The organism is Wenzhouxiangella sp. XN201, from assembly GCF_011008905.1.
In the GTDB taxonomy this organism is placed as follows: domain Bacteria; phylum Pseudomonadota; class Gammaproteobacteria; order Xanthomonadales; family Wenzhouxiangellaceae; genus Wenzhouxiangella.
Genome location: NZ_JAAIVI010000019.1, coordinates 25390 through 42897 on the forward strand (window position 1 = coordinate 25390; position 17508 = coordinate 42897).

The 17508-nt window shown below is 61.7% G+C and carries 19 protein-coding genes; 9 read left to right on the forward strand and 10 right to left on the reverse strand.

From position 1 onward, the window contains the following. Positions 1–67: 67 nt before the first annotated feature. From G4Y73_RS08975 to mscL, 3 genes are read left to right on the forward strand one after another with little or no spacing between them, the layout of a single operon-like run. Entirely contained in the window at positions 68–340 is a 273-nt protein-coding gene (locus G4Y73_RS08975) for a helix-turn-helix domain-containing protein (protein WP_164231304.1), read from the forward strand. Continuing rightward, the gene (locus G4Y73_RS08980; protein WP_164231305.1) at positions 324–1607 is read left to right on the forward strand and encodes a type II toxin-antitoxin system HipA family toxin; all 1284 of its coding nucleotides are present in this window, start codon (positions 324–326) and stop codon (positions 1605–1607) included. The genes G4Y73_RS08975 and G4Y73_RS08980 overlap by 17 nt, the downstream gene beginning before the upstream one ends. A gap of 57 nt (positions 1608–1664) precedes the next feature. After that, the gene (mscL, locus tag G4Y73_RS08985) at positions 1665–2066 is read left to right on the forward strand and encodes a large-conductance mechanosensitive channel protein MscL (protein ID WP_164231306.1); all 402 of its coding nucleotides are present in this window, start codon (positions 1665–1667) and stop codon (positions 2064–2066) included. Between the two features lie 19 nt (positions 2067–2085). Here mscL and G4Y73_RS08990 read toward each other — a convergent pair whose 3' ends face one another. The 4 genes from G4Y73_RS08990 to G4Y73_RS14070 form a co-directional block, all read right to left on the reverse strand. Then, positions 2086–3042 carry an MBL fold metallo-hydrolase gene (locus G4Y73_RS08990; RefSeq protein WP_164231307.1) on the reverse strand — a complete coding sequence of 319 codons (957 nt, stop codon included), beginning with the start codon at positions 3040–3042 and terminating at the stop codon, positions 2086–2088. Positions 3043–3064: 22 nt separating this feature from the next. After that, a complete protein-coding gene (locus G4Y73_RS08995; RefSeq protein WP_164231308.1) occupies positions 3065–3319 on the reverse strand; it encodes a Txe/YoeB family addiction module toxin in 255 nt (84 codons plus the stop codon). Beyond that, on the reverse strand, positions 3316–3567 hold the full coding sequence (locus tag G4Y73_RS09000; RefSeq protein ID WP_164231309.1) for a type II toxin-antitoxin system prevent-host-death family antitoxin: 252 nt from the start codon (positions 3565–3567) through the stop codon (positions 3316–3318). Before G4Y73_RS09000 ends, G4Y73_RS08995 begins: the two co-directional genes overlap by 4 nt. A 73-nt stretch (positions 3568–3640) precedes the next feature. After that, positions 3641–4081, reverse strand: a complete 441-nt coding sequence (locus G4Y73_RS14070) for a Smr/MutS family protein (protein WP_164231310.1) — start codon at positions 4079–4081, stop codon at positions 3641–3643. Between the two features lie 59 nt (positions 4082–4140). Here G4Y73_RS14070 and G4Y73_RS09010 point away from each other — a divergent pair, with 59 nt between their 5' ends. Then, positions 4141–4644, forward strand: coding sequence for a hypothetical protein (locus tag G4Y73_RS09010; RefSeq protein ID WP_164231311.1), 504 nt, complete (start codon positions 4141–4143; stop codon positions 4642–4644). 25 nt (positions 4645–4669) lie between these two features. Then, complete coding sequence (locus G4Y73_RS09015) at positions 4670–5245, forward strand: hypothetical protein (protein ID WP_164231312.1); 576 nt, start codon at positions 4670–4672, stop codon at positions 5243–5245. Between the two features lie 85 nt (positions 5246–5330). Here G4Y73_RS09015 and G4Y73_RS09020 read toward each other — a convergent pair whose 3' ends face one another. From G4Y73_RS09020 to G4Y73_RS09030, 3 genes are all read right to left on the reverse strand, one after another. Further along, positions 5331–7358, reverse strand: a complete 2028-nt coding sequence (locus G4Y73_RS09020) for a DUF2075 domain-containing protein (protein WP_205596578.1) — start codon at positions 7356–7358, stop codon at positions 5331–5333. Between the two features lie 188 nt (positions 7359–7546). Continuing rightward, positions 7547–8470: an HNH endonuclease gene (locus G4Y73_RS09025; RefSeq protein ID WP_164231313.1), complete on the reverse strand. Its 924-nt coding sequence runs from the start codon at positions 8468–8470 to the stop codon at positions 7547–7549. A gap of 18 nt (positions 8471–8488) precedes the next feature. Next, entirely contained in the window at positions 8489–8893 is a 405-nt protein-coding gene (locus G4Y73_RS09030; protein ID WP_240451265.1) for an HIT family protein, read from the reverse strand. Positions 8894–9009: 116 nt separating this feature from the next. Here G4Y73_RS09030 and G4Y73_RS09035 point away from each other — a divergent pair, with 116 nt between their 5' ends. Continuing rightward, complete coding sequence (locus G4Y73_RS09035) at positions 9010–9927, forward strand: alpha/beta hydrolase (RefSeq protein WP_164231314.1); 918 nt, start codon at positions 9010–9012, stop codon at positions 9925–9927. Positions 9928–9948: 21 nt separating this feature from the next. Here G4Y73_RS09035 and G4Y73_RS09040 read toward each other — a convergent pair whose 3' ends face one another. After that, positions 9949–10341 carry a nucleotide pyrophosphohydrolase gene (locus G4Y73_RS09040; RefSeq protein WP_164231315.1) on the reverse strand — a complete coding sequence of 131 codons (393 nt, stop codon included), beginning with the start codon at positions 10339–10341 and terminating at the stop codon, positions 9949–9951. 176 nt (positions 10342–10517) lie between these two features. Between G4Y73_RS09040 and G4Y73_RS09045 the strand changes: the two genes are divergently transcribed. After that, positions 10518–10997: a hypothetical protein gene (locus tag G4Y73_RS09045; RefSeq protein WP_164231316.1), complete on the forward strand. Its 480-nt coding sequence runs from the start codon at positions 10518–10520 to the stop codon at positions 10995–10997. 120 nt (positions 10998–11117) lie between these two features. Here G4Y73_RS09045 and G4Y73_RS09050 read toward each other — a convergent pair whose 3' ends face one another. After that, the gene (locus G4Y73_RS09050) at positions 11118–13280 is read right to left on the reverse strand and encodes a S46 family peptidase (protein ID WP_164231317.1); all 2163 of its coding nucleotides are present in this window, start codon (positions 13278–13280) and stop codon (positions 11118–11120) included. 104 nt (positions 13281–13384) lie between these two features. Further along, complete coding sequence (locus G4Y73_RS09055) at positions 13385–14080, reverse strand: MBL fold metallo-hydrolase (RefSeq protein WP_240451266.1); 696 nt, start codon at positions 14078–14080, stop codon at positions 13385–13387. Positions 14081–14290: 210 nt separating this feature from the next. Between G4Y73_RS09055 and G4Y73_RS09060 the strand changes: the two genes are divergently transcribed. Both G4Y73_RS09060 and G4Y73_RS09065 read left to right on the forward strand, forming a co-directional pair. Continuing rightward, complete coding sequence (locus tag G4Y73_RS09060; protein ID WP_164231318.1) at positions 14291–15208, forward strand: phosphate/phosphite/phosphonate ABC transporter substrate-binding protein; 918 nt, start codon at positions 14291–14293, stop codon at positions 15206–15208. Beyond that, on the forward strand, positions 15205–17370 hold the full coding sequence (locus tag G4Y73_RS09065; protein WP_164231319.1) for a GGDEF domain-containing phosphodiesterase: 2166 nt from the start codon (positions 15205–15207) through the stop codon (positions 17368–17370). The genes G4Y73_RS09060 and G4Y73_RS09065 overlap by 4 nt, the downstream gene beginning before the upstream one ends. Positions 17371–17508: the final 138 nt, after the last annotated feature.

The following is a 17508-nucleotide window of genomic DNA, read 5'->3' on the forward strand; positions in this document are numbered from 1 at the left end:
CGGGACAATCTGATATATTATTGGTCGGAATGATGCAAATTATCCCGATCGGTAAAAAATGGATCCAATGCCTACCCACAACGCACCTCTGAGAACCCCCGCCGAACTGGGTGCAGCCCTGCGTGCCCAGCGCAAGGCGCAGGGACTCACACTGGAACAACTCTCCGGTCTGAGCGGTCTGGGCATGCGATTCCTGTCGGAGCTCGAGCGCGGCAAAGCCACGGCCGAACTGGGCAAGACCCTCGAAGTCATCGCCCTGTTGGGTCTCGACTGCTTCCTCGTACCGCGGTCGTCAACGAACTCGGCCGAAGGAAAGCACAGCCATGACGAATCAGGCTGATCCGGACCGACTCAACATCTGGCACGCCGGAAGGCTGGTGGGCGAGTTGTGGCGGGATCGACAGGACCGCATCGGCTTCGCCTACGCCACCGACTGGCTCGATCACGGTTTCAGAATCGGTCACGTCCTGCCGCTGCAACCCGATCCGTTCGCACCGGAAGACGGCCAGGCCCACGGCTGGTTTTCCAACCTGCTTCCGGAAGGAGCCGCCCGCGAGCGGATCGTGCGCAACCTGGGTGTCGCCGACGACGACTTCGTCTTGCTGCGCGAGATCGGTGGTGATTGTGCCGGGGCCCTCAACGTCCTGCCGCTTGACCAGCCCCTCGATAAACCGGGCGGCGCCGAAGCGCTCGACGAACGACGTTTCGAACGAATTTTGCAACAGCGGGGGCAGGGCATTGCTCCCCGGCCAACGCCCAACGACCCTGCACCGCCGCGCCTTTCCCTGGCGGGGGCCCAGTCCAAGTGCCCCGTACTGATCCGGGATGGCGAATACTTCCTGCCGCACGGCGTAACGGCGTCCTCGCACATCCTCAAATTCGAGCTGCCCCAGTGGCGGCATGTGCCGGTCTACGAAATCTTTCTCAATCGAATCGCCGATGGCGTCGGCCTGCCCGTGCCCGAAACCCGACTGGAAGAACGTCACGGCCACCGATACCTCGTCATCCGCCGCTACGACCGGGAGGCTACAGACAAACATTGGCATCGCCTGCACCAGGAAGACTTCTGCCAGGTCGCCGGCCTGCGCGCCACGCGCAAATACCAGGCAGACGGCGGCCCCGGGCTGGCCGATTGCGCAGACTGGATTCGAGAACTTAGCGAGAAGCCGGCAGAAGACCTCCTCAACCTGCTGCGCTGGCAGATCTTCAACTGGCTGGCCGGCAACTCCGACGGCCATGCCAAGAACGTGGCCCTCGTCCAGGTACAGCGCAACGTCAACCGCTGGCGCCTGGCGCCGTTCTACGACCTGGTCTGCACACGCGCCTGGCCCAACCTGGACCGGCGCCTGGCGATGAACGTCGGCGGCGAAGCCGACCCAGGCCGTATCCGCACCGAGCACTGGCACGCCCTGGCCAAAGAAATGGGGATGCGCCCCCGGTTCGTGATGCGCGAAATCGCGAACATGGCTGAAGCCATCGATGAGGCTTTGCCAAACGTTCGCGTGAAGCTGCAAGAAGCCCACGGCCCGCTTCCGATGCTGCAGCAACCGGAGAAGATCATCCGCACCCAGTTGCGAATGGCCCGCGCCTTGCAGTCGGACAGCTAATCTATACTTCGAGCACGGAGGCCGCTGCGCCTTCCATCAGACAGGGAGAGGTTTGCCATGGGAGCAGTCAAGGAATTCAAGGAGTTTGCCGTCAAGGGCAACGTGGTCGACATGGCCGTGGGCATCATCATCGGCATCGCATTCGGCCGCGTCGTGCAATCGCTGGTCAACGACATCATCATGCCGCCCGTGGGCATGGCCATCGGCGGAGTCGATTTCTCCAACCTGGCCATCGTCCTGAAGCAGGCGACCGAAGAAGCCGAAGCGGTCACCATAGCCTACGGCGCCTTCATCCAGACCCTGATCGACTTCCTGATCGTGGCCCTGGCCATCTTCGTGGCGGTCAAGGTCATCAACAGCCTCAAGCGCAAGGAAGAAGAGAAGCCGGCAACACCCCTGGCGATCAACGAGGAGTTGCTGGTGCTGCGCGAGATCCGGGACGAGCTGAAAAAGGGCTGACTTTTCGGCCGGTCGGCGCTTAGCCGCCGGCCGCCCGCGCCTTGCGCCGGCGCTTGTTGGCGGCAAAGGCGATGCCCTGGGCGTTGATGTCGAGGTCGAGCTTGAGGTGTGACCAGACGCTGTCGTTGCGGCCGAGGTTGCCGCGGCCGTCGAGCAGGCCGGCGACGTAGTCGTACAGGCGGGGACGGCAATACGCTTCCAGCGCCTCGTCGGCCAGGTCGCTGGCCTCGGCGTCGTCACGCAGGCGCTCGGCGAAGTCCAGGTGGCGCGTGAGCTGGCCGGCCGCTTCCTCGATATCGGTTACCGCTCCGAAGTGCGTCAGGTAGATGCAGCTCGGTTGCTCATCGACCAGCCGGCGGATCGACTCGCGCGCCAGCTCGGGTTCGAAATCCGTCGGACTGGTCGACGGCATGGCGAAGGTCCCCTCGCCCTGCAGGGCCGGATAGACCAGCCCGAAGGCATCGCCGGAAAAGATCGCGCCCGAGGCGCTGTCGGCAATGCAGAAATGATGATTGGCGTGACCGCGGGTGTGCAGAAAACGCAGCTCGCGCTTGCCGAACTGCAGGGTCTGTTCGTCTTCCATGACCTGCACGCGATCCTCGGCCACCGGCTCAATGGTGCCGTAAAGCCGTGCGAACTCGTCTTCACCGTAGACCGCCGAAGCGCTGGCAACCAGCTTGGTCGGATCGATCACGTGCGGTGCCGCCCGCGGGTGAGCCACGACGGTGGCGTTCGGGCAGGCCTTCGCCAGCGCCGACGTCCCGCCGGCATGGTCGAGATGCACATGCGTGATGATCAGGTAGTCCACCTGCTCAGGCGCCAGCCCCTGGTCCTCGAGCACGGCCAGCAGCCGCGGCACCGCCGCGTTGGTGTTGTTGTCGACAAAGGCCGCGCGATCGCCTTCCACGATCAGGTAGGCGGCGGCCACTTCCGGGCGGTCAAGATAGTGCGTGTCGATGGTGTGTATGTCGCTCATGCTGCAAGCCTACCACCGGCCTTCAATAGTGAAACCGGCACTGGGCGATCAGCAGCTTGGCGTCTTCAACCGCATAGACCAGCCGGTGCACACGATCGATCCGGCGGGACCAGAAGCCCGACCAGTTTCCTCTCAAGGGTTCCGGTTTGCCAATACCCTGGAAGGGGTCGCGCTGGATGGCGCGGATCAGTTCGTTGATGCGCTTGAGCTTTTTCGGGTCGGCCTTCTGCCAGTAGAGGTAATCGGCCCAGGCATTCGCATGAAAACAGATCGTCACTCGATCAGTTCACGCGTTTCACCTTCACCACGCCGCAAACCCTCGATCGCTTCGGTCAACCGCGCGGCATTGCGCGGACTGGACATGAGGTACAGCGTTTCTTCGATCGAGGCGTAGTCATCGGCCGAAAGCATGACAGCTCCCTTGCCCTTCTGGCGGGTGATGTACAGGGGCGCGTGGTCTTCGTTGACCTGGTCCATGGCGCTGGCCAGACGGCGACGCAGATCGGTGTAGCTGATAGTAGACATGTCGGGATTTTAATGTACAGAAATCTGTACGTCAACGAGTGATCACCGCCCGCAAGAGCGGCCCCGACGGCCGTCAGTCAGAACCGGAAATACACGAACAAGCGCCCCGGATTCTTCGAGTCCTTGTCCACGCGGTGATAGAGCTGCTTGATGTCCGGGCGCGCTTGAGCCTGCATTGCTCGCCTGCCTCCGTAGCGAGCCGGTTCAAGGGTGCGCCATGAGTGGATTTCGCGACCGAGGAGCGCGCAGGCGTAGTTGCCACTACGTCGAGCACTCCGACCGAGTGAAATGCGCTCAGGGCGTGCGATTGGGCCGGCGCAGTAGGTGGCAGGTGAGTAATGCAGGCTCCTAACTTTAGGACCCGCTTCTTGAGCTGCCCCGAGCCCCGGCCCGGAATGATCTCGACCTCCCGGATGCGCTTGTCCACCGCCTCGTGGATCACGCGCTCAAGCTCCTGGTCGATGGCATTGCCGCGGTTGTAGATGTCGTGGAGGTCAAGTTTTAGCTTGGCCATGGGCTTTCCGAATTGACTATACTCCAACTGGCGTTGACCGAAAAAGCTCGGAGGGGGCTATGAGGGATCAAGACTCGAAACATGAACCGTACTTTTCCGATTCGGACGAATCCAAGCAAGCCGACCACGATCCGCTTTTCGACTCCCGGCAGTCGCCGCGAGAAGAGCTAGACCCCAGAATTCGCCTGGCCGCCTTTGCAGTTGTCTTCATTTGCTCGGTGTTCTTCATCGAATGGGGCATCCAGAAGTACCACGAGTACCGCGCCAATCAGGCGATGAAAGAAATGATGGCCGACCTAGAAAAATCAGTCCAAGCGAGCGCTGCGCAACTCCGGGCCACAACAGAGCGCAACCGAAGAGAAGCCGAACGCAAGCACCTTGCGCTCCGCGAGCAACGTGCCAATACCAGCCAGGGAAAGTGGCTGGCCAAAAACTGTGCTGACTGGCGCCGGGCCCACGAAAGCCTGCAGGCCCCGACGGCCGAAGCTGAAATGAAGCGGCACTGCGACCTCTATGAGAAGTACCTGTCCACCGGAATTGCCGCGACGCCGGCTGGGAAATGAACATCCGAATCTACAGCACGCTGCAATGAAACAGCAGAACAACCGTGGTCGTCTCAGGCGACAGCTCAAAGAAGCTTGGCGCGACACGATGTCGGGTCCGTACCTCGATCAGGCCATCAATAGTGAGCGAGCGCTTCAAGTGCACTTGGCCGCACGGCTTATGAATGCCTTTGGAGAGTGGGGTGCGAGACGGCAGCTTTTCATCGAACCAATGGTGTCGGTCAACGGCGGCGAAAATCGACTGCACCCTGACATTCTGATCTGCAACACCCGGGAAGTCATCGGAATCGTGGAGTTGAAGTACCAGCCCCGGACACGTCCGAGCTACACAAAGGACTTCCGGTCACTTGAGTCACTGCACTGGGACGCCGACCAGATCGAAATTGTCAACGGCCGCTACCGGGGACCGAACCGGGGCGGAACATGCTTCGCCATATCCGGAAGCCCACTGTTTGTCTGGGCCGGCGTTTACGCCGCACCATACAGGACTATCCCGGAGCAGCCTCCATCGGATGGGATTGCCAGCAACCTACTGGTCCTACATGCGGTGACGCAATCCGACGACCCGCCCGATCTCCATGCTGGAACCAAGAGGCTATAGTCTGAATACCTCGCTCCAGGGCATGAAAGAATCCCAGCGTCTGGCAAGCAAGCTCATTCTATTCAACGCGTAAGGCCTCGGGTGCTTACAGTGTTGGAATACCAAGCTCGTCCAGTTGGCGGAACACCGGATCGTAGTGAGCGCTATTTCTACTGGGATCGGTATCGTCACCTTCAGGCACTACAATCACTAGGCCCTGCCTCGCACGAGTGAGTAGAACTCTGTAGGCATTGAGTAGGTATCGCCGACGCTCCTCCTTCAGTATTCGCTGCCAGCGCTTGCCAACAAAGCCATGAAAGTCCCAAACACCATCAGCCAAGCGTAGGTCGCCATCCCAGACGACACAAGACCAGTCGAGCTCAAGGCCTTGAATCTGGAACTCTGTTGCCACGTCTTCCAAGAAGTAGGATGAGCGAGTATCGTCTTTGTCATTCAAGAACCAGTGCACCGGATTTACCTTTACACGCACATCGATCGCGTGTGGCTTCAGTCTCTGCGCCTGCGACGAGACGATCATTCCGTAACGCTCACTGCCACGAGCGCATCGACGGAGCCACTGCTTAGCGTGTGATAGATCTCTTGTCAGGCGAATCGGGTAGGTGGGCAGGAGTTTCTGAAGGGTGGCCTCGGCGCCCTCTAGTTCCAGTGCCAGAAACTGGTTCACGAATGTCGATACGTATTCCGAACGAAATGATCGCACGGACGTTGCCAAGTGCAGCGAGTCATCGTAGTGCACATGAGCACGAGTGGAGAGTGCTTCAAGTGAGGGTTGCGCATGGTACTCAATCTCCGTGAGCCTTGGTGAGAGGTGCACATTCCAATCCGGAAAACGTCGTTGAATGGCGGAGAGCCACTCACTGATACCAGCCTCACCAGTGTTAATCTCCTGACCGCTGCCAACCAGACAGACCACCACTCCCCAGTCCTCGTGGCGATCCAGACATGAGATTAGAAATTCCGGCTCGGACTGATCGAAGCCCGGAACCGCTTTTCTGCGCTGCATGAAATTTGCGGTCTGCTGGAGATCCCAGGCTCGCTGTGCTTCATCGAACAAGGCCACATGCTCGATAGGTGCCTGGTCTAGGTCAGCCAGACAGTCATCTCGGAAGTGGTGGACATTCTGTATAAACATCTTCACCTTGCTGCGCGCCTCACCCAGCTTGAGCTTTTCTCCCCGTTGAGCTTCTCGAGCTACTTCATCGCGTGCCAGGGCCTCACGCAGCACGGCGACCAGCGGGCCGTTCCCCGATAGAAATACGCTGTAAAGGTCATCGTTCTTGTTTATGTGCTTGGTGGCAATATCCAGACCCACAAGGGTCTTGCCCGCACCCGGCACGCCGGTAACGAAGCAGATGGACTTTTGCTGCCGGCTTCGAGCCGTCCGAATTATTTCGGCGACACGTCGCGATGTAACGCCCAGGTTCTCGGCTCCTGCATCGCTGCGCGATATATCCTCTACATCATGCCCAGCGTACAATGCCTTCGCAGCTTCAACGATAGTAGGAGTAGGCTGATATCGCCCTCGTTGCCAGGCGTTGACGTCGATGGGTGGCCCCTCGAGGAAATCGAGGCACGCGTCAATGACATGGCGCAGGTTGGCACGCCCCGCTGGAAGCGGCATCAGCAACTGATCAGCGTGCTGAGTGGTTTCGACAACAAAGGCCGCCGGGTTGGCTTCTGTGGCCACCAGTACTGGGGCAATGGGAATGGTGTGACTGGGCTCATGGAAGTTCTTTAGGTCCAGCGCATAGTCCCATGTCTGATCACGCGCACTTGATTTGTGCTGCTGCTCGCCGACCTTGAATTCGAGCACAAACAAAACATGGTTAAGGATCAAGACAGTGTCGACGCGCTTTCCCAACCGAGGGATAGCGTACTCGAAGTAGACGGCTCCTCGTCCTCCACAGTCGGTCAGGACGTCCTTAAGTATGACAATCTGCTGCTGCCACGCGTTGCGCTGGCTCGTCTCGACAGGAAAGTCGGCGCCATTGACAAGCGCGCCAATAATCGCATCGGGGTCAGCATCAAGGAAATCCCCGATTGTGGCACCATAAGGCCAGCGGCGCATGCTGCCACTTGGCGTCAGGCTCTCGGTTTCGACACTGTGCACCATAGTCCCCGATTTTTCCTAATTCCAGGTTAGCGTCAACGCGCGCCTAGGTAAACGTTTACCTTTGTCCGCTTGATCAGAGTCGCCAGAGTCATTTCTATCTTTCGCTACCGATTAATGGGTACTGCGTCAGCGCGAAAAGTTCGAGGGAAGGGGCTCTATTAGCACTGGGGGAGGACTTCTGAGGTTTGTTACGCAGATGCCAAGCGTTCGGCTCGCCAGGCAATGGCCTCTGAGGAGGGATAAAACTTCTTCTCCCTTGGCAATAACAGCTTTTTACCCTGAAGTTGAACCAGCGGTCTTTGCCCGTCAATTCGATCGTCCAGAAGCGGTGACGAGTGCCAGACGAGATCTGATTCCAAGAGTGTTGGTGCAATCAGGTGGCGATCCATGGCCCAGTGATGATTCTTGCACAGGGCGATGCCGTTGGTCGGGTGGTCATTGTAAGACTCAGAAAATGGGATCAGATGGCAGGCATCTACTAAAGCCAAGTCCCGAAAGCGCACCCGAATACCGCAGGCGGCGCAGCGGAAATCGTAAACCTGCTTGATGGTTTTTGCGAATGCCTGGCTGCGAGCGGGATCCGACTCGTATCTTGCCGGCGCTTCCGCTGCGCGAGGTTGACGATGAAGAAACTCACTGCTCATGACCTCGATCAGGCTGCGTTGACTTGGGAAGTAGCGACTAATGATGGCATTGCGCAGCACAGCTCGTTCGACCGACCGCTGGAGGTAATTGAACAGTTCTTCGTCGAGTTCGGCATGGCTCATCGAAGCTCGCAATCCCGTAACAGATGGCGCCTTGTTTGCGTTTTCACCAGGGCGGTATAGAGGCTGGCTGTTGGAATCGAGGATGGTCCAGATGCCATCCCCGCACAGGTGCCAGAAGGGATACTGGATACGTGCCGTGTCCTCGGGTCCGCCAACTACCTGAATATAATCGCGATAGCGACCAATTAGTTCATCGGTCAGCAAGATCCGATTGCCGGAGAACTCACCCTTCTCGACCAGATCGATAAGGCTCAGCAGTAGAGCCGGCTTGTAGGGCTTCTCGTAGCCACTGCTGCGATCTCGCCTCAAGTCGTAAAGGCGTTCGGTAAGATCAGTCAGCGCCATTAGGCAGTTCCACCAACATCAGCTCCTCTCCCAATATTTCGCTTGCCCAGGAATCACATTGCGCACCCCGCCTCGCGGGTCCTCCTGGTCCCCGTTGTAACGCGGAATCAGATGTACGTGCAAATGAAAGACCGTCTGGCCGGCCGCCTGGCCAACGTTTGCGCCAATATTGAATCCATCGGGACTGTGCTTCTTTTCGATGACTTCGCGAGCCATTGGCAGTGCGCTGATCAAAGCTAGCTGAGTTACCGGGTCGGCCTCGAACCAGCCGGAGACGTGGTGGCGCGGGATCAGCAGTGCGTGACCGGGGCTGACGGGATAGCGATCCCAAAGGGCGAGCACGAGCTCGTCCTCGTGGAACACCTGGTCAGGATGCGGCTCGCAGAAGGGGCAGTCTCCATCGTCCATGCGGTCAGTATCCATGGTTGAACCGTCGCCAACAAGCTAGCAGCCCACTTGCCGGTTCAGTTCGAATTCTGGACATTCTCAGTCGAACCCTTTGATGGCACCGTCACTCGGGTGAGGTCATGATGTCGCGCATGACCAACTCGATTGCCTTTTCGGTAGTGCTGCTGGCTTGCCTGGTGCTGGTCGGCTGTGCACGTCATCTCAACGACCCTGGGCGTGACATCTCGTTGCCTCAGAAGGGTCATGTGGTGCTGGCCGATCAGCGTTTTTCGCCGCCGGACTGGCCGCAGGCGCTGTATGCCGATGTCTATATTCCGGACGGCAATAGTCCCGATGGCAATCCGGCGGCCTGGCCGGCGGTGTTGGTGGTCCACGGCGGCGGCTGGGAGCGGCGCAGCCGGGATGATATGACGCGCATCTCCCGCCAGCTGGCCGATCGTGGTTTCGTGGCGGTCAATATCGACTATCGCTTCGCACCCGAGTATCGTTTTCCGGCCCAGCTTCACGACGTGCAGATCGCGCATCGCTGGATGCGGGACGAGGCCTCGCGGCTGCGGATCGATGCCGACCGGATTGCCGGGCTGGGGTTTTCGTCCGGAGCGCATCTGGTGGCGCTGGCCGGGCTGGTCGCCGGCACGGACTCGTCGCTCAATGCCGAATACGGGCCGGAGGACGAAGGCTTTTTTGCGGTAGTGGTCGGCGGCATTCCGTCGGATTTTGGCCTGTTCTCCGGCGGCAAGCTGCTCCGGCAGCTCATGGGTGCCAGGCAGGAAGAAGCGCCAGAAGCCTACCGGGCGGCCTCTCCGATCACGCACGTGCATGACGATGCACCGCCGTTTTTCCTCTTCCACGGCACGCTGGATCAAACGGTGCCCTACGAACATGCCCGGGTGTTGTACGAGGCACTGCTCGAACACGGCGTGCACGCCGAACTCTACCGGATGCGCCTGCGCGGGCACATCACTTCGTTTCTCATCCGCGGCGGCGCGATGCGAAGCGCCATTGCCTTTCTGCATGACATGGCTGGGCGTCCGGCAGATGAGGAGTGAAGGCTTGCCAGGTCCTCTGATTCAGGGCGATTTCAGCTTGCTGTATTTCAGCGCCGTCCCCCGCGCCAGATCTGCCGGATACTTCTCGGCATTGAGCTTCATCTTCTCGGCCACCGCCGGGCCGATGTCGATGCCCAGGCGATCAGATATGGCGGCCAGGTAGATCTGGATGTCGGCGATTTCGTGGGCGACGGCTTGTTTGGCGTCGTTGGGCAGGTTGCGGCTTTCTTCCTGGGTGAGCCACTGGAAGAGTTCCAGGAGTTCACCGACCTCCCCTGCCAGTGCCATCGCGAGGTTCTTGGGAGAGTGGAACTGGGCCCAGTCGCGGTCGGCGACGAATTGGCGGAATTGTTGTTTGAATTCGGCCAGTTCGGGCCATTCTGCGGGTGGGATTTTATGGTCGTCTCGGCTCATGTGGGCAGTATCCCCGCCCGCGTTGGCCGGATCAATGGGTGTTCTTGCTTGATCGGTTGTCCGTCGGGGACGTTGCCCCGACCTACCTGACCGGGCTGGGGGTATTGCTTGATTGCGGTGGCGCCCGGGCGCGGGTATTGTCGGTGGATGGTTCATCCATCTCGGGGAGTCACGTTATGAATCTGCGCTGGGTATTTTTGTTTCTGGTCGTATTGACGCTTGCAGCCTGCGGGTCGGGTAGTGACTCGGGCGGTTCATCGTCCTCCGGCGGCGGGGACGGGTCGAAGTGGCGGGTCGAGTATTCGGGCGACCTGAACGGCGAGGTCAGCGGATCGATCATGAGCGTGGTGAGCGTCGCCTCGAACACGACGGTGGCTGGCGGGGCGATGAACGAGGATCTCACGGGCTCGGCCGATCACAGCATCCGCGCCACGATCATGCGCTACGGCGACGAGCCGACGGTCTCGTTCTCGCTCGAACTGGCCGACGGCATGCGCTGTTTCGACGTCACGAAGCAGGATCCGCAGCCGTCCACGGTGGAGATCTTCGATGAGGAGAAGGATACGTTCCGGGCGGAAATCCAGGGGACGATGTACTGCGGGCCTGAGAAGGACCAGCGGATCGAGTTCACGGCGTATCTGGACGCCGATGCCTGAGGCTGCAGCGGGCAGGCGGTAGGTTCGGAACGTATGCTCGCCGACCCGGCTCAAGGCCGGGACGACTCAGGGGGAGAGAACGGCTGCCTGGTGAACGCTTCATCGTACGCAGGCGGGCTGTTATTCCACGATCTCCATTTCCTCGATCAGGGCATCGGCACCGTCGACTTTGTCCATCACCCACAGCATGTAGCGGGTGTCGACGTGGATGGTGCGGGTGGTGCGGGGGTCGAAGTCCCAGTCGGAGTTGACCGACTCGATGGTGCCGTCGAACAGAAGGCCGACCAGTTCGCCGTGGGCGTTGAGGGTGGCCGAGCCGGAGTTGCCGCCGGTCGAGTCCAGGTCGGAGAGGAAGTTGACCGGGACTGAACCGATGCTTTCCAGTTCGTAGGGGCCGTAGTCGCCCTGGCGGATCAGTTCGAGCTGGCGTTCGGGGGCGTTGAAGGGGGCCTCGCCGGTGTTCTTTTCCAGAATGCCTTCCAGGGTGGTGAAGGGCTGGTAGACCAGGCCGTCTTTGGGCGAGCCGCCCAGCACGGTGCCGTAGGTGACGCGCAGGGTGGAATTGGCATCCGGGTAGGCGGCGTAGCCCTGAGATTCCTGCCAATTGATAATTGCTTCCATGTAGTCGGGACGCAGGATCTGCATGCGCCCGGCGCGGTCTTCGGACTCAGCCTCTTGCGCCATCTCGTGGTCGTAGAGCGCGGCGGCGAGCTGGATGAAGGGGTCGTCGCTGTTGTCGAGGGCTTCGGTGTCGGCCTCCATCAGGGCCAGGCGCTGCTCGACGTTGCCCAGTTCGGTTTCGGTGTAGAGGCGGTCGAGGGTTTCGGCGACCTGCGTCTCATCCCAGGTCTCGGGCAGGTCAAGGACCTCGTCCAGGGCGGCCACGCGCGCCGTTTCGGGCGCGTTCATGTACTGCTCGAGGAAATGCAGCCACACGGCCTTGTCGACGGCCGGGTCGTAGCGGCGTTCGATCGCCTGCATGCCCTGCCGGAAGAAAGCCATGTCGCGTTCCTGGTAGCCCGATTCGCGTTCGGCGTCGGGTTTCTGGCGCTCTTTTGACAGGCGGTACAGGCGCTGTGCGGCCGAGAGCAAGCTCGATCTAGTGGCGTTGTTGTAGTACCAGTCGTCGCGCGCGGACTGGGCCGACTCTTCGCTCAGGGCGTCGAGTTTCTCCAGTGTTTCGGCGTAGCCCCGGTCGGACGCTTCGGTTTCGATCCAGTTGTTGAGCGCTGCCTCGCGCTCGCGGCGGCGCTCGACCAGGCCGACCCTGCGCGCGCCTTCGATCTGCCCGCCGAGGTTCTTGTAGAAGTTGTTCAGGCCGGCCAGCCGGGCTTCGTACTTGATGCGCGCGTCCGAGCCTTCCGGGGCGGCTCCCTCGATGGTCGCAATCCAGCCCTCGAGCATGTCGATGAACTTCGGGTAGCGCCATTCGAAGGTGTTGGTCACTTCCGGCAGGCGCGTGTAGCGCCGGGTGGAGCCGGGGTAGCCGGCGGCCATCACGAAATCACCGTCGTCGAGGCCGGCGGCGGAGACTTTGAGGAAGTGTTCGGGCTCGAACGGCACGTTGTCTTCGGAATGTTCCGCGGGTTGGCCGTCGGGGCCGACGTAGGCGCGGTAGAAAGCGAAATCGCCGGTGTGGCGCGGCCACATCCAGTTGTCGATATCGCCACCGTAGCGGCCGATGTTGTCGGCCGGGGCATAGGCCAGGCGCACGTCCTGGATTTCCAGGCGATCGATCAGCTTGTACTCGAGCCCGCCGTGGAAGCCAGCCACCTGGCAGCGATGGCCTTGCTGCTGTTCGCACTCGGCGATGATTTCCTTGCGGCGCGTATCGATGATGTCGTGGACGGCCTGGCCGTCCATCTCGGCGCTGATGCCTTCGCGTACGCGCTCGGTGACGTTTTCGACCGCGACGGTGACGTACACGCGGGTGCCCGGGGCAGCCGGCAGTTCGGCGTCCGGGTTTTCAGCCAAGAAACCTTCTTCCAGGTAGTTGTCTTCGGCCGTCGAGTTGTACTGGATCGAGCCGCGGGCGCAGTGGTGGTTGGTGACCACCAGGCCCTTGGGCGAGACGAAGCTGGCCGTGCAGCCGCCAAGCGAGATCACCGCGCCCATGGGGAAGTCGGTCAGCTCGGTCAGGCTTTCGGGGTCGAGTTCCAGGCCGGTCGCGCGCAGGTCCTCGGCGATCAGCGGCAACTGGTCGGGCGTCCACATGCCTTCCTTGGCAACAGCGGTGCCGGCAAGCGCAAACGCGGCGGCCAGGGCGATGGGCGTGTATCTCATGTTGGGGTTCTCCAGGGTGCACGAGCGGTCGCGAGGGACCGCAAAGCGGGCAATCCTACCCCAAGCGGGCGGTGGGTGGGGCTAAAGGTGGCGCAGGAATGGAGTCAGTCGTGCAAACCGCTTTGCATATTGGCGGGCACGGCCTCGTCAATCTTTTTCGGCCGGGGCAGGTTCAGATTCTTCATGATTTCGTCGAACTCTTCGAAGCTCTTGTCGAGGCCCAAGCGGGGGTTGTGCTGCTTTTCCTCTCCGATACTCGAGCGGGTCCGGCCCTTGTAGTCATGACAGGGACAGATCAGCGTTTCATCGGGGAGCTTGAAGAGCTTCTCGCGCACGGAGTGGAACAGTTTCTGGCTGCTGCCCTGCTGAAAATCCACACGGCCGCAGCCCCGAATCAGGAGGGCGTCGCCGGTAAAAACGTAAGGGGGACAGTAATAGCTGGTACAACCGTCGGTGTGGCCGGGCGTTGCAATCGCCTTGAGTGTTTGCTCGCCAAAGGCGATCTCCTCGCCATCTTCGAGAAGACGATCAGCCGTTTCCAGGGCGCTTCCGCTGCCGATTACGATTTTCGCGCCGGTCTTTTCCCGGATCAATCCACTGCTGGTGATATGGTCGGCATGGATATGGGTTTCCACCAGATACTTGAGTTCCAGTCCAAGTTCCCTGATGAACTGCAGGTCCCGCTCCATGGTTTCCCTGACGCCATCGATGAGTATGGCCTCCCTGCTCGAAACATCGCCCAGCAGGTAGGTGTAAGTGGAGCTTTCTTTCTCAAAGAATTGTCGGAAAATCATTTTCATCGGCAAAACTCCCTTGACGGCGTGATTCTAGCCTGAAGCCCGGAGGCCGTACATCCGCTAGGGCTGTGACGCTATAATCGCCGCAGCCGGGACTTTCCCGGTGTGTGGCACTCGCTACTGTTTCGGGGCGGCCCGGATGTTGAGGTAGCGGGCCTGATTCTTCGACGACTGCCGCAGCCCAGTCCCGCTGTCAAAGGTATTTCTCGCAACATGCCGACGGCCCGTTTCCTGTTCAGCATTTGTCTGTTCGCCCTGCTCTTGCCGGGAGCGGGCTCGTTGCGCGCGGCGCCCGACGTGCTGGTGCTCGGGCGTGTCAGCGACAATCCGGCCGCCCACTACGACCGGCTCAAGCCGCTGCTGGATTACATGGTCGAGCACATGGCCGATCTCGGTATTCGCGAGGGCCGCGTGCTGATGGCCCCGGATACCGCGGCCATGGCCAGCTACCTGCGCCAGGGCCAGGTCGACTGGGTCACCGAAACGGCCGGCGCCGCGCTGGGCCTGATCGAGCTCGGCCGGGCCGAGCCGGTGGCGCTGAGTTGGCGCGGCGGCGAGCAGCAGTACTACAGCGTGTTCGTCGCCCGGCGCGACAGCGGCATCACCTCGCTCGATCAACTCCAGGGCCGGACCATCGGCTTTCAGCACCCGAACTCGACCAGCGCCTACCTGGTGCCGGCCGGCGAACTGCTCGACCGCGACCTGTCGCTGGCGGGCCTGCTCTCGCCGCTCGACCGGCCGCCGGCCGACCTGGTCGGCTATGCCTTTACCGGTGACGAGGCCAATTCGGTGGCCTGGGTGCACCAGCGCCTGGTCGACGTGGCCGCCATCAGCAACCAGGATCACGCCGACCTGGTAGCGCCGGTGCCCGACTATGCGTCGGACTTGCACATCATCGACCGTAGCCTGGATTACCCGCGTGCGCTGGAACTGGTGCGCCAGGACCTGCCCCAACCCATCCGTGAGCGCCTGCTGGAACTGCTGCTGGCAGCCGGCGAGGACCCGGAGGCCGAAGAGGCACTGGGCAATTTCTTTCGCACCGACCGCTTCACGCCGGTCACGCCGGCGGTCGAGCGCCAGCTCGAGACGCTCGGGCCGCTGGTCAAACGCGTGCGCCGGGAGCTGCAATGAAGCTGCCGGCGCTGAGTCTGCGGACCAAGCTGGCCGTCGCCGTGCTGGTCGCTTCGGCCATCCTGCTGGGCGCGCTGGCCTTGCTCTGGGTGACGGGCACGCGCAACAACGAGGCGCTGGTGGCGCAAAGCAGCGAGGCGATCCTCGACAACGCGTTGGCCGACCTGCGCCTGCGCGGTGAGGTCACGCTGGAACATCTCGCCGAAGTGCTGCCCAACCTGGTCTATTACTACGATTTTTCCGGCCTGAGCGATTCGCTCTCGCCGGTGCTGGCGCGGCCCGATGTCGAGTACGTCATCGTCTACGACCTGGAGGGCCGGCTGATCCATGACGGCACGCGCGTGCTCGAGCGCTTCGGTGAGCGCATGGACGATGCGCTGGCCGAGCAGGTCATCGCCGCAACCGGCACACCCGGCGAGGTGCAGGCGTACTGGGGCGATGATCGGCTTGATGTCAGCCGCACGCTCATGCTCGGCAGCGTTCCCCTGGGCGGTGTTCGTATCGGACTCTCGCGCGCGGCTGCCGACCGGCTCGTGGCCGAAGAGCAGGCCGAACTCGAAACGCAGCTGCGCGGCCGCTTCGATTCCCAGATCCGCTGGCTGCTGGCCGCCTTCACCCTGCTGCTGCTCGGCGCCGCAATAGCCGGCTGGCTGATCGCACGCCAACTGCTGCGACCGATTCGCGCGCTGGCCACCTCGGCCGACCGACTCGAGCACGGCCAGTTCGACCAGGTGGAGATCCCGATCGACCGCGGCGACGAACTCGGCAAGCTGGTGCAGTCGTTCAATCGCATGGCCGTGGCCTTGCGCGACCACGACCGCGAGATTCGCCGCCTGGCCTACCAGGACCCCCTGACCAGCCTGCCCAATCGGCTGATGTTCCGCGAGCTGCTCGACCAGGCCGTGACTGAGCAGGAACACGAGCCAGACGGCCTCGGTCTGCTGTTCATCGACCTCGACGATTTCAAGCGCATCAACGACACACTGGGCCACGATACCGGCGACGAGGTGCTGGCCGAATTCTCCGAACGACTCCAGCACCAGGCGAGCGACTTCGCCGGCGAATCGGAGAATCAGCAGCCGATCATCGCCCGACTCGGCGGCGACGAGTTCGTGGCCCTGTTGAGCGGCGCCGACATCAGGCAGCGCTGCACCCGGTTGGCGCGCAGCATCCTGTCGGGTCTGAACGAGCCGTTCACCGTCGATGGGCGCCAGCTGTTCCTGAGCGCCAGCATCGGCGTATCGATTTTGCCCGATGACGCCCGCTCAGCCAGGAAACTGCTCAAGTGCGGCGACCTGGCCATGTACCAGGCCAAACTCGAGGGCAAGAACGGCCTGTTCTTCTACCGCGACCACCTGACGATGACCGCCGAGGAAAATCTGCAGTTGGAACAGGCCCTGCGCGAATCGCTGGCGCTCGACCAGATCGAGCTGTACTACCAACCCCTGGTCGAACTTGCCACCGGCCGGGTGACCGGCGCCGAAGCCCTGCTGCGCTGGCACCATCCGGATCTGGGCGAAATCGATCCCGAGCGCTTTATCGCGGTGGCCGAATCGAGCACGCTGATCGACGAGCTCGGGCGCTGGGTAATTGATCGGGCCTGCGCCGATGCTGCCACCTGGCAGCGGAGCCGGCCGAATTTGCGGGTGGGCATCAATATCTCCGGTCGCCAACTGCTGCGCCGCGACCTGGTCGAACAGATCGACGCCGCCCTTGAACGAAACGACCTGCCGGCCAACAGCATCAGCCTGGAGTTGACCGAATCGACCCTGCTGCACGACCGCGCCCTTGCCTCCGAAATCCTGCTGTCGCTGCGGGCGCGCGAGATCAATATCTGGCTCGACGACTTCGGCACCGGCTTTTCCGGCCTCAACCATCTGCGGCAACTGCGGGTATCCGGCGTCAAGATCGACCGCAGCTTCATCGCGGACATTCTCACCGACCCCGACGACCTGGCCCTGAGCTCGGCCATCATCGCCATGGCCCATTCGGTCGGCATGCGCGTCATCGCCGAAGGCGTGGAAGCGCCCGAGCAGCTGGAGCTGCTACGCCAGCGTGGCTGCGACGTGGTGCAGGGTTTCCTGCTGGCCCGTCCGATGCCCGCCGCCGAGATCCCCGACTTCTACCCCAATCCGGAGTGGTTTCCCGACGCCTCCGGCTGAGCGCGCGGAGTCAGGCGAGCAGCAGGAGGGCGCCGTAGACGGCGAAGATGACGAGCAGTGCGAGGATGCGGCGTTTGCTGTTTTGGGCATTGTCATCGATGAACATCTCGATTCTCCTGCAGCGGTTGGTCAAGGCCC

Bases quoted from the DNA above. Each gene is read 5' to 3' on its own strand.
- G4Y73_RS09030 (WP_240451265.1), bottom strand. From the start codon at position 8,893: ATGGATACTGACCGCATGGACGATGGAGACTGCCCCTTCTGCGAGCCG.
- G4Y73_RS09025 (WP_164231313.1), bottom strand. From the start codon at position 8,470: ATGGCGCTGACTGATCTTACCGAACGCCTTTACGACTTGAGGCGAGAT.
- G4Y73_RS09020 (WP_205596578.1), bottom strand. From the start codon at position 7,358: ATGGTGCACAGTGTCGAAACCGAGAGCCTGACGCCAAGTGGCAGCATG.
- G4Y73_RS14070 (WP_164231310.1), bottom strand. From the start codon at position 4,081: ATGGCCAAGCTAAAACTTGACCTCCACGACATCTACAACCGCGGCAAT.
- mscL (WP_164231306.1), top strand. From the start codon at position 1,665: ATGGGAGCAGTCAAGGAATTCAAGGAGTTTGCCGTCAAGGGCAACGTG.
- G4Y73_RS09000 (WP_164231309.1), bottom strand. From the start codon at position 3,567: ATGTCTACTATCAGCTACACCGATCTGCGTCGCCGTCTGGCCAGCGCC.
- G4Y73_RS08975 (WP_164231304.1), top strand. From the start codon at position 68: ATGCCTACCCACAACGCACCTCTGAGAACCCCCGCCGAACTGGGTGCA.
- G4Y73_RS09040 (WP_164231315.1), bottom strand. From the start codon at position 10,341: ATGAGCCGAGACGACCATAAAATCCCACCCGCAGAATGGCCCGAACTG.
- G4Y73_RS09015 (WP_164231312.1), top strand. From the start codon at position 4,670: ATGAAACAGCAGAACAACCGTGGTCGTCTCAGGCGACAGCTCAAAGAA.
- G4Y73_RS09060 (WP_164231318.1), top strand. From the start codon at position 14,291: ATGCCGACGGCCCGTTTCCTGTTCAGCATTTGTCTGTTCGCCCTGCTC.
- G4Y73_RS09045 (WP_164231316.1), top strand. From the start codon at position 10,518: ATGAATCTGCGCTGGGTATTTTTGTTTCTGGTCGTATTGACGCTTGCA.
- G4Y73_RS09035 (WP_164231314.1), top strand. From the start codon at position 9,010: ATGACCAACTCGATTGCCTTTTCGGTAGTGCTGCTGGCTTGCCTGGTG.
- G4Y73_RS09055 (WP_240451266.1), bottom strand. From the start codon at position 14,080: ATGAAAATGATTTTCCGACAATTCTTTGAGAAAGAAAGCTCCACTTAC.
- G4Y73_RS09050 (WP_164231317.1), bottom strand. From the start codon at position 13,280: ATGAGATACACGCCCATCGCCCTGGCCGCCGCGTTTGCGCTTGCCGGC.
- G4Y73_RS09010 (WP_164231311.1), top strand. From the start codon at position 4,141: ATGAGGGATCAAGACTCGAAACATGAACCGTACTTTTCCGATTCGGAC.
- G4Y73_RS09065 (WP_164231319.1), top strand. From the start codon at position 15,205: ATGAAGCTGCCGGCGCTGAGTCTGCGGACCAAGCTGGCCGTCGCCGTG.
- G4Y73_RS08990 (WP_164231307.1), bottom strand. From the start codon at position 3,042: ATGAGCGACATACACACCATCGACACGCACTATCTTGACCGCCCGGAA.
- G4Y73_RS08980 (WP_164231305.1), top strand. From the start codon at position 324: ATGACGAATCAGGCTGATCCGGACCGACTCAACATCTGGCACGCCGGA.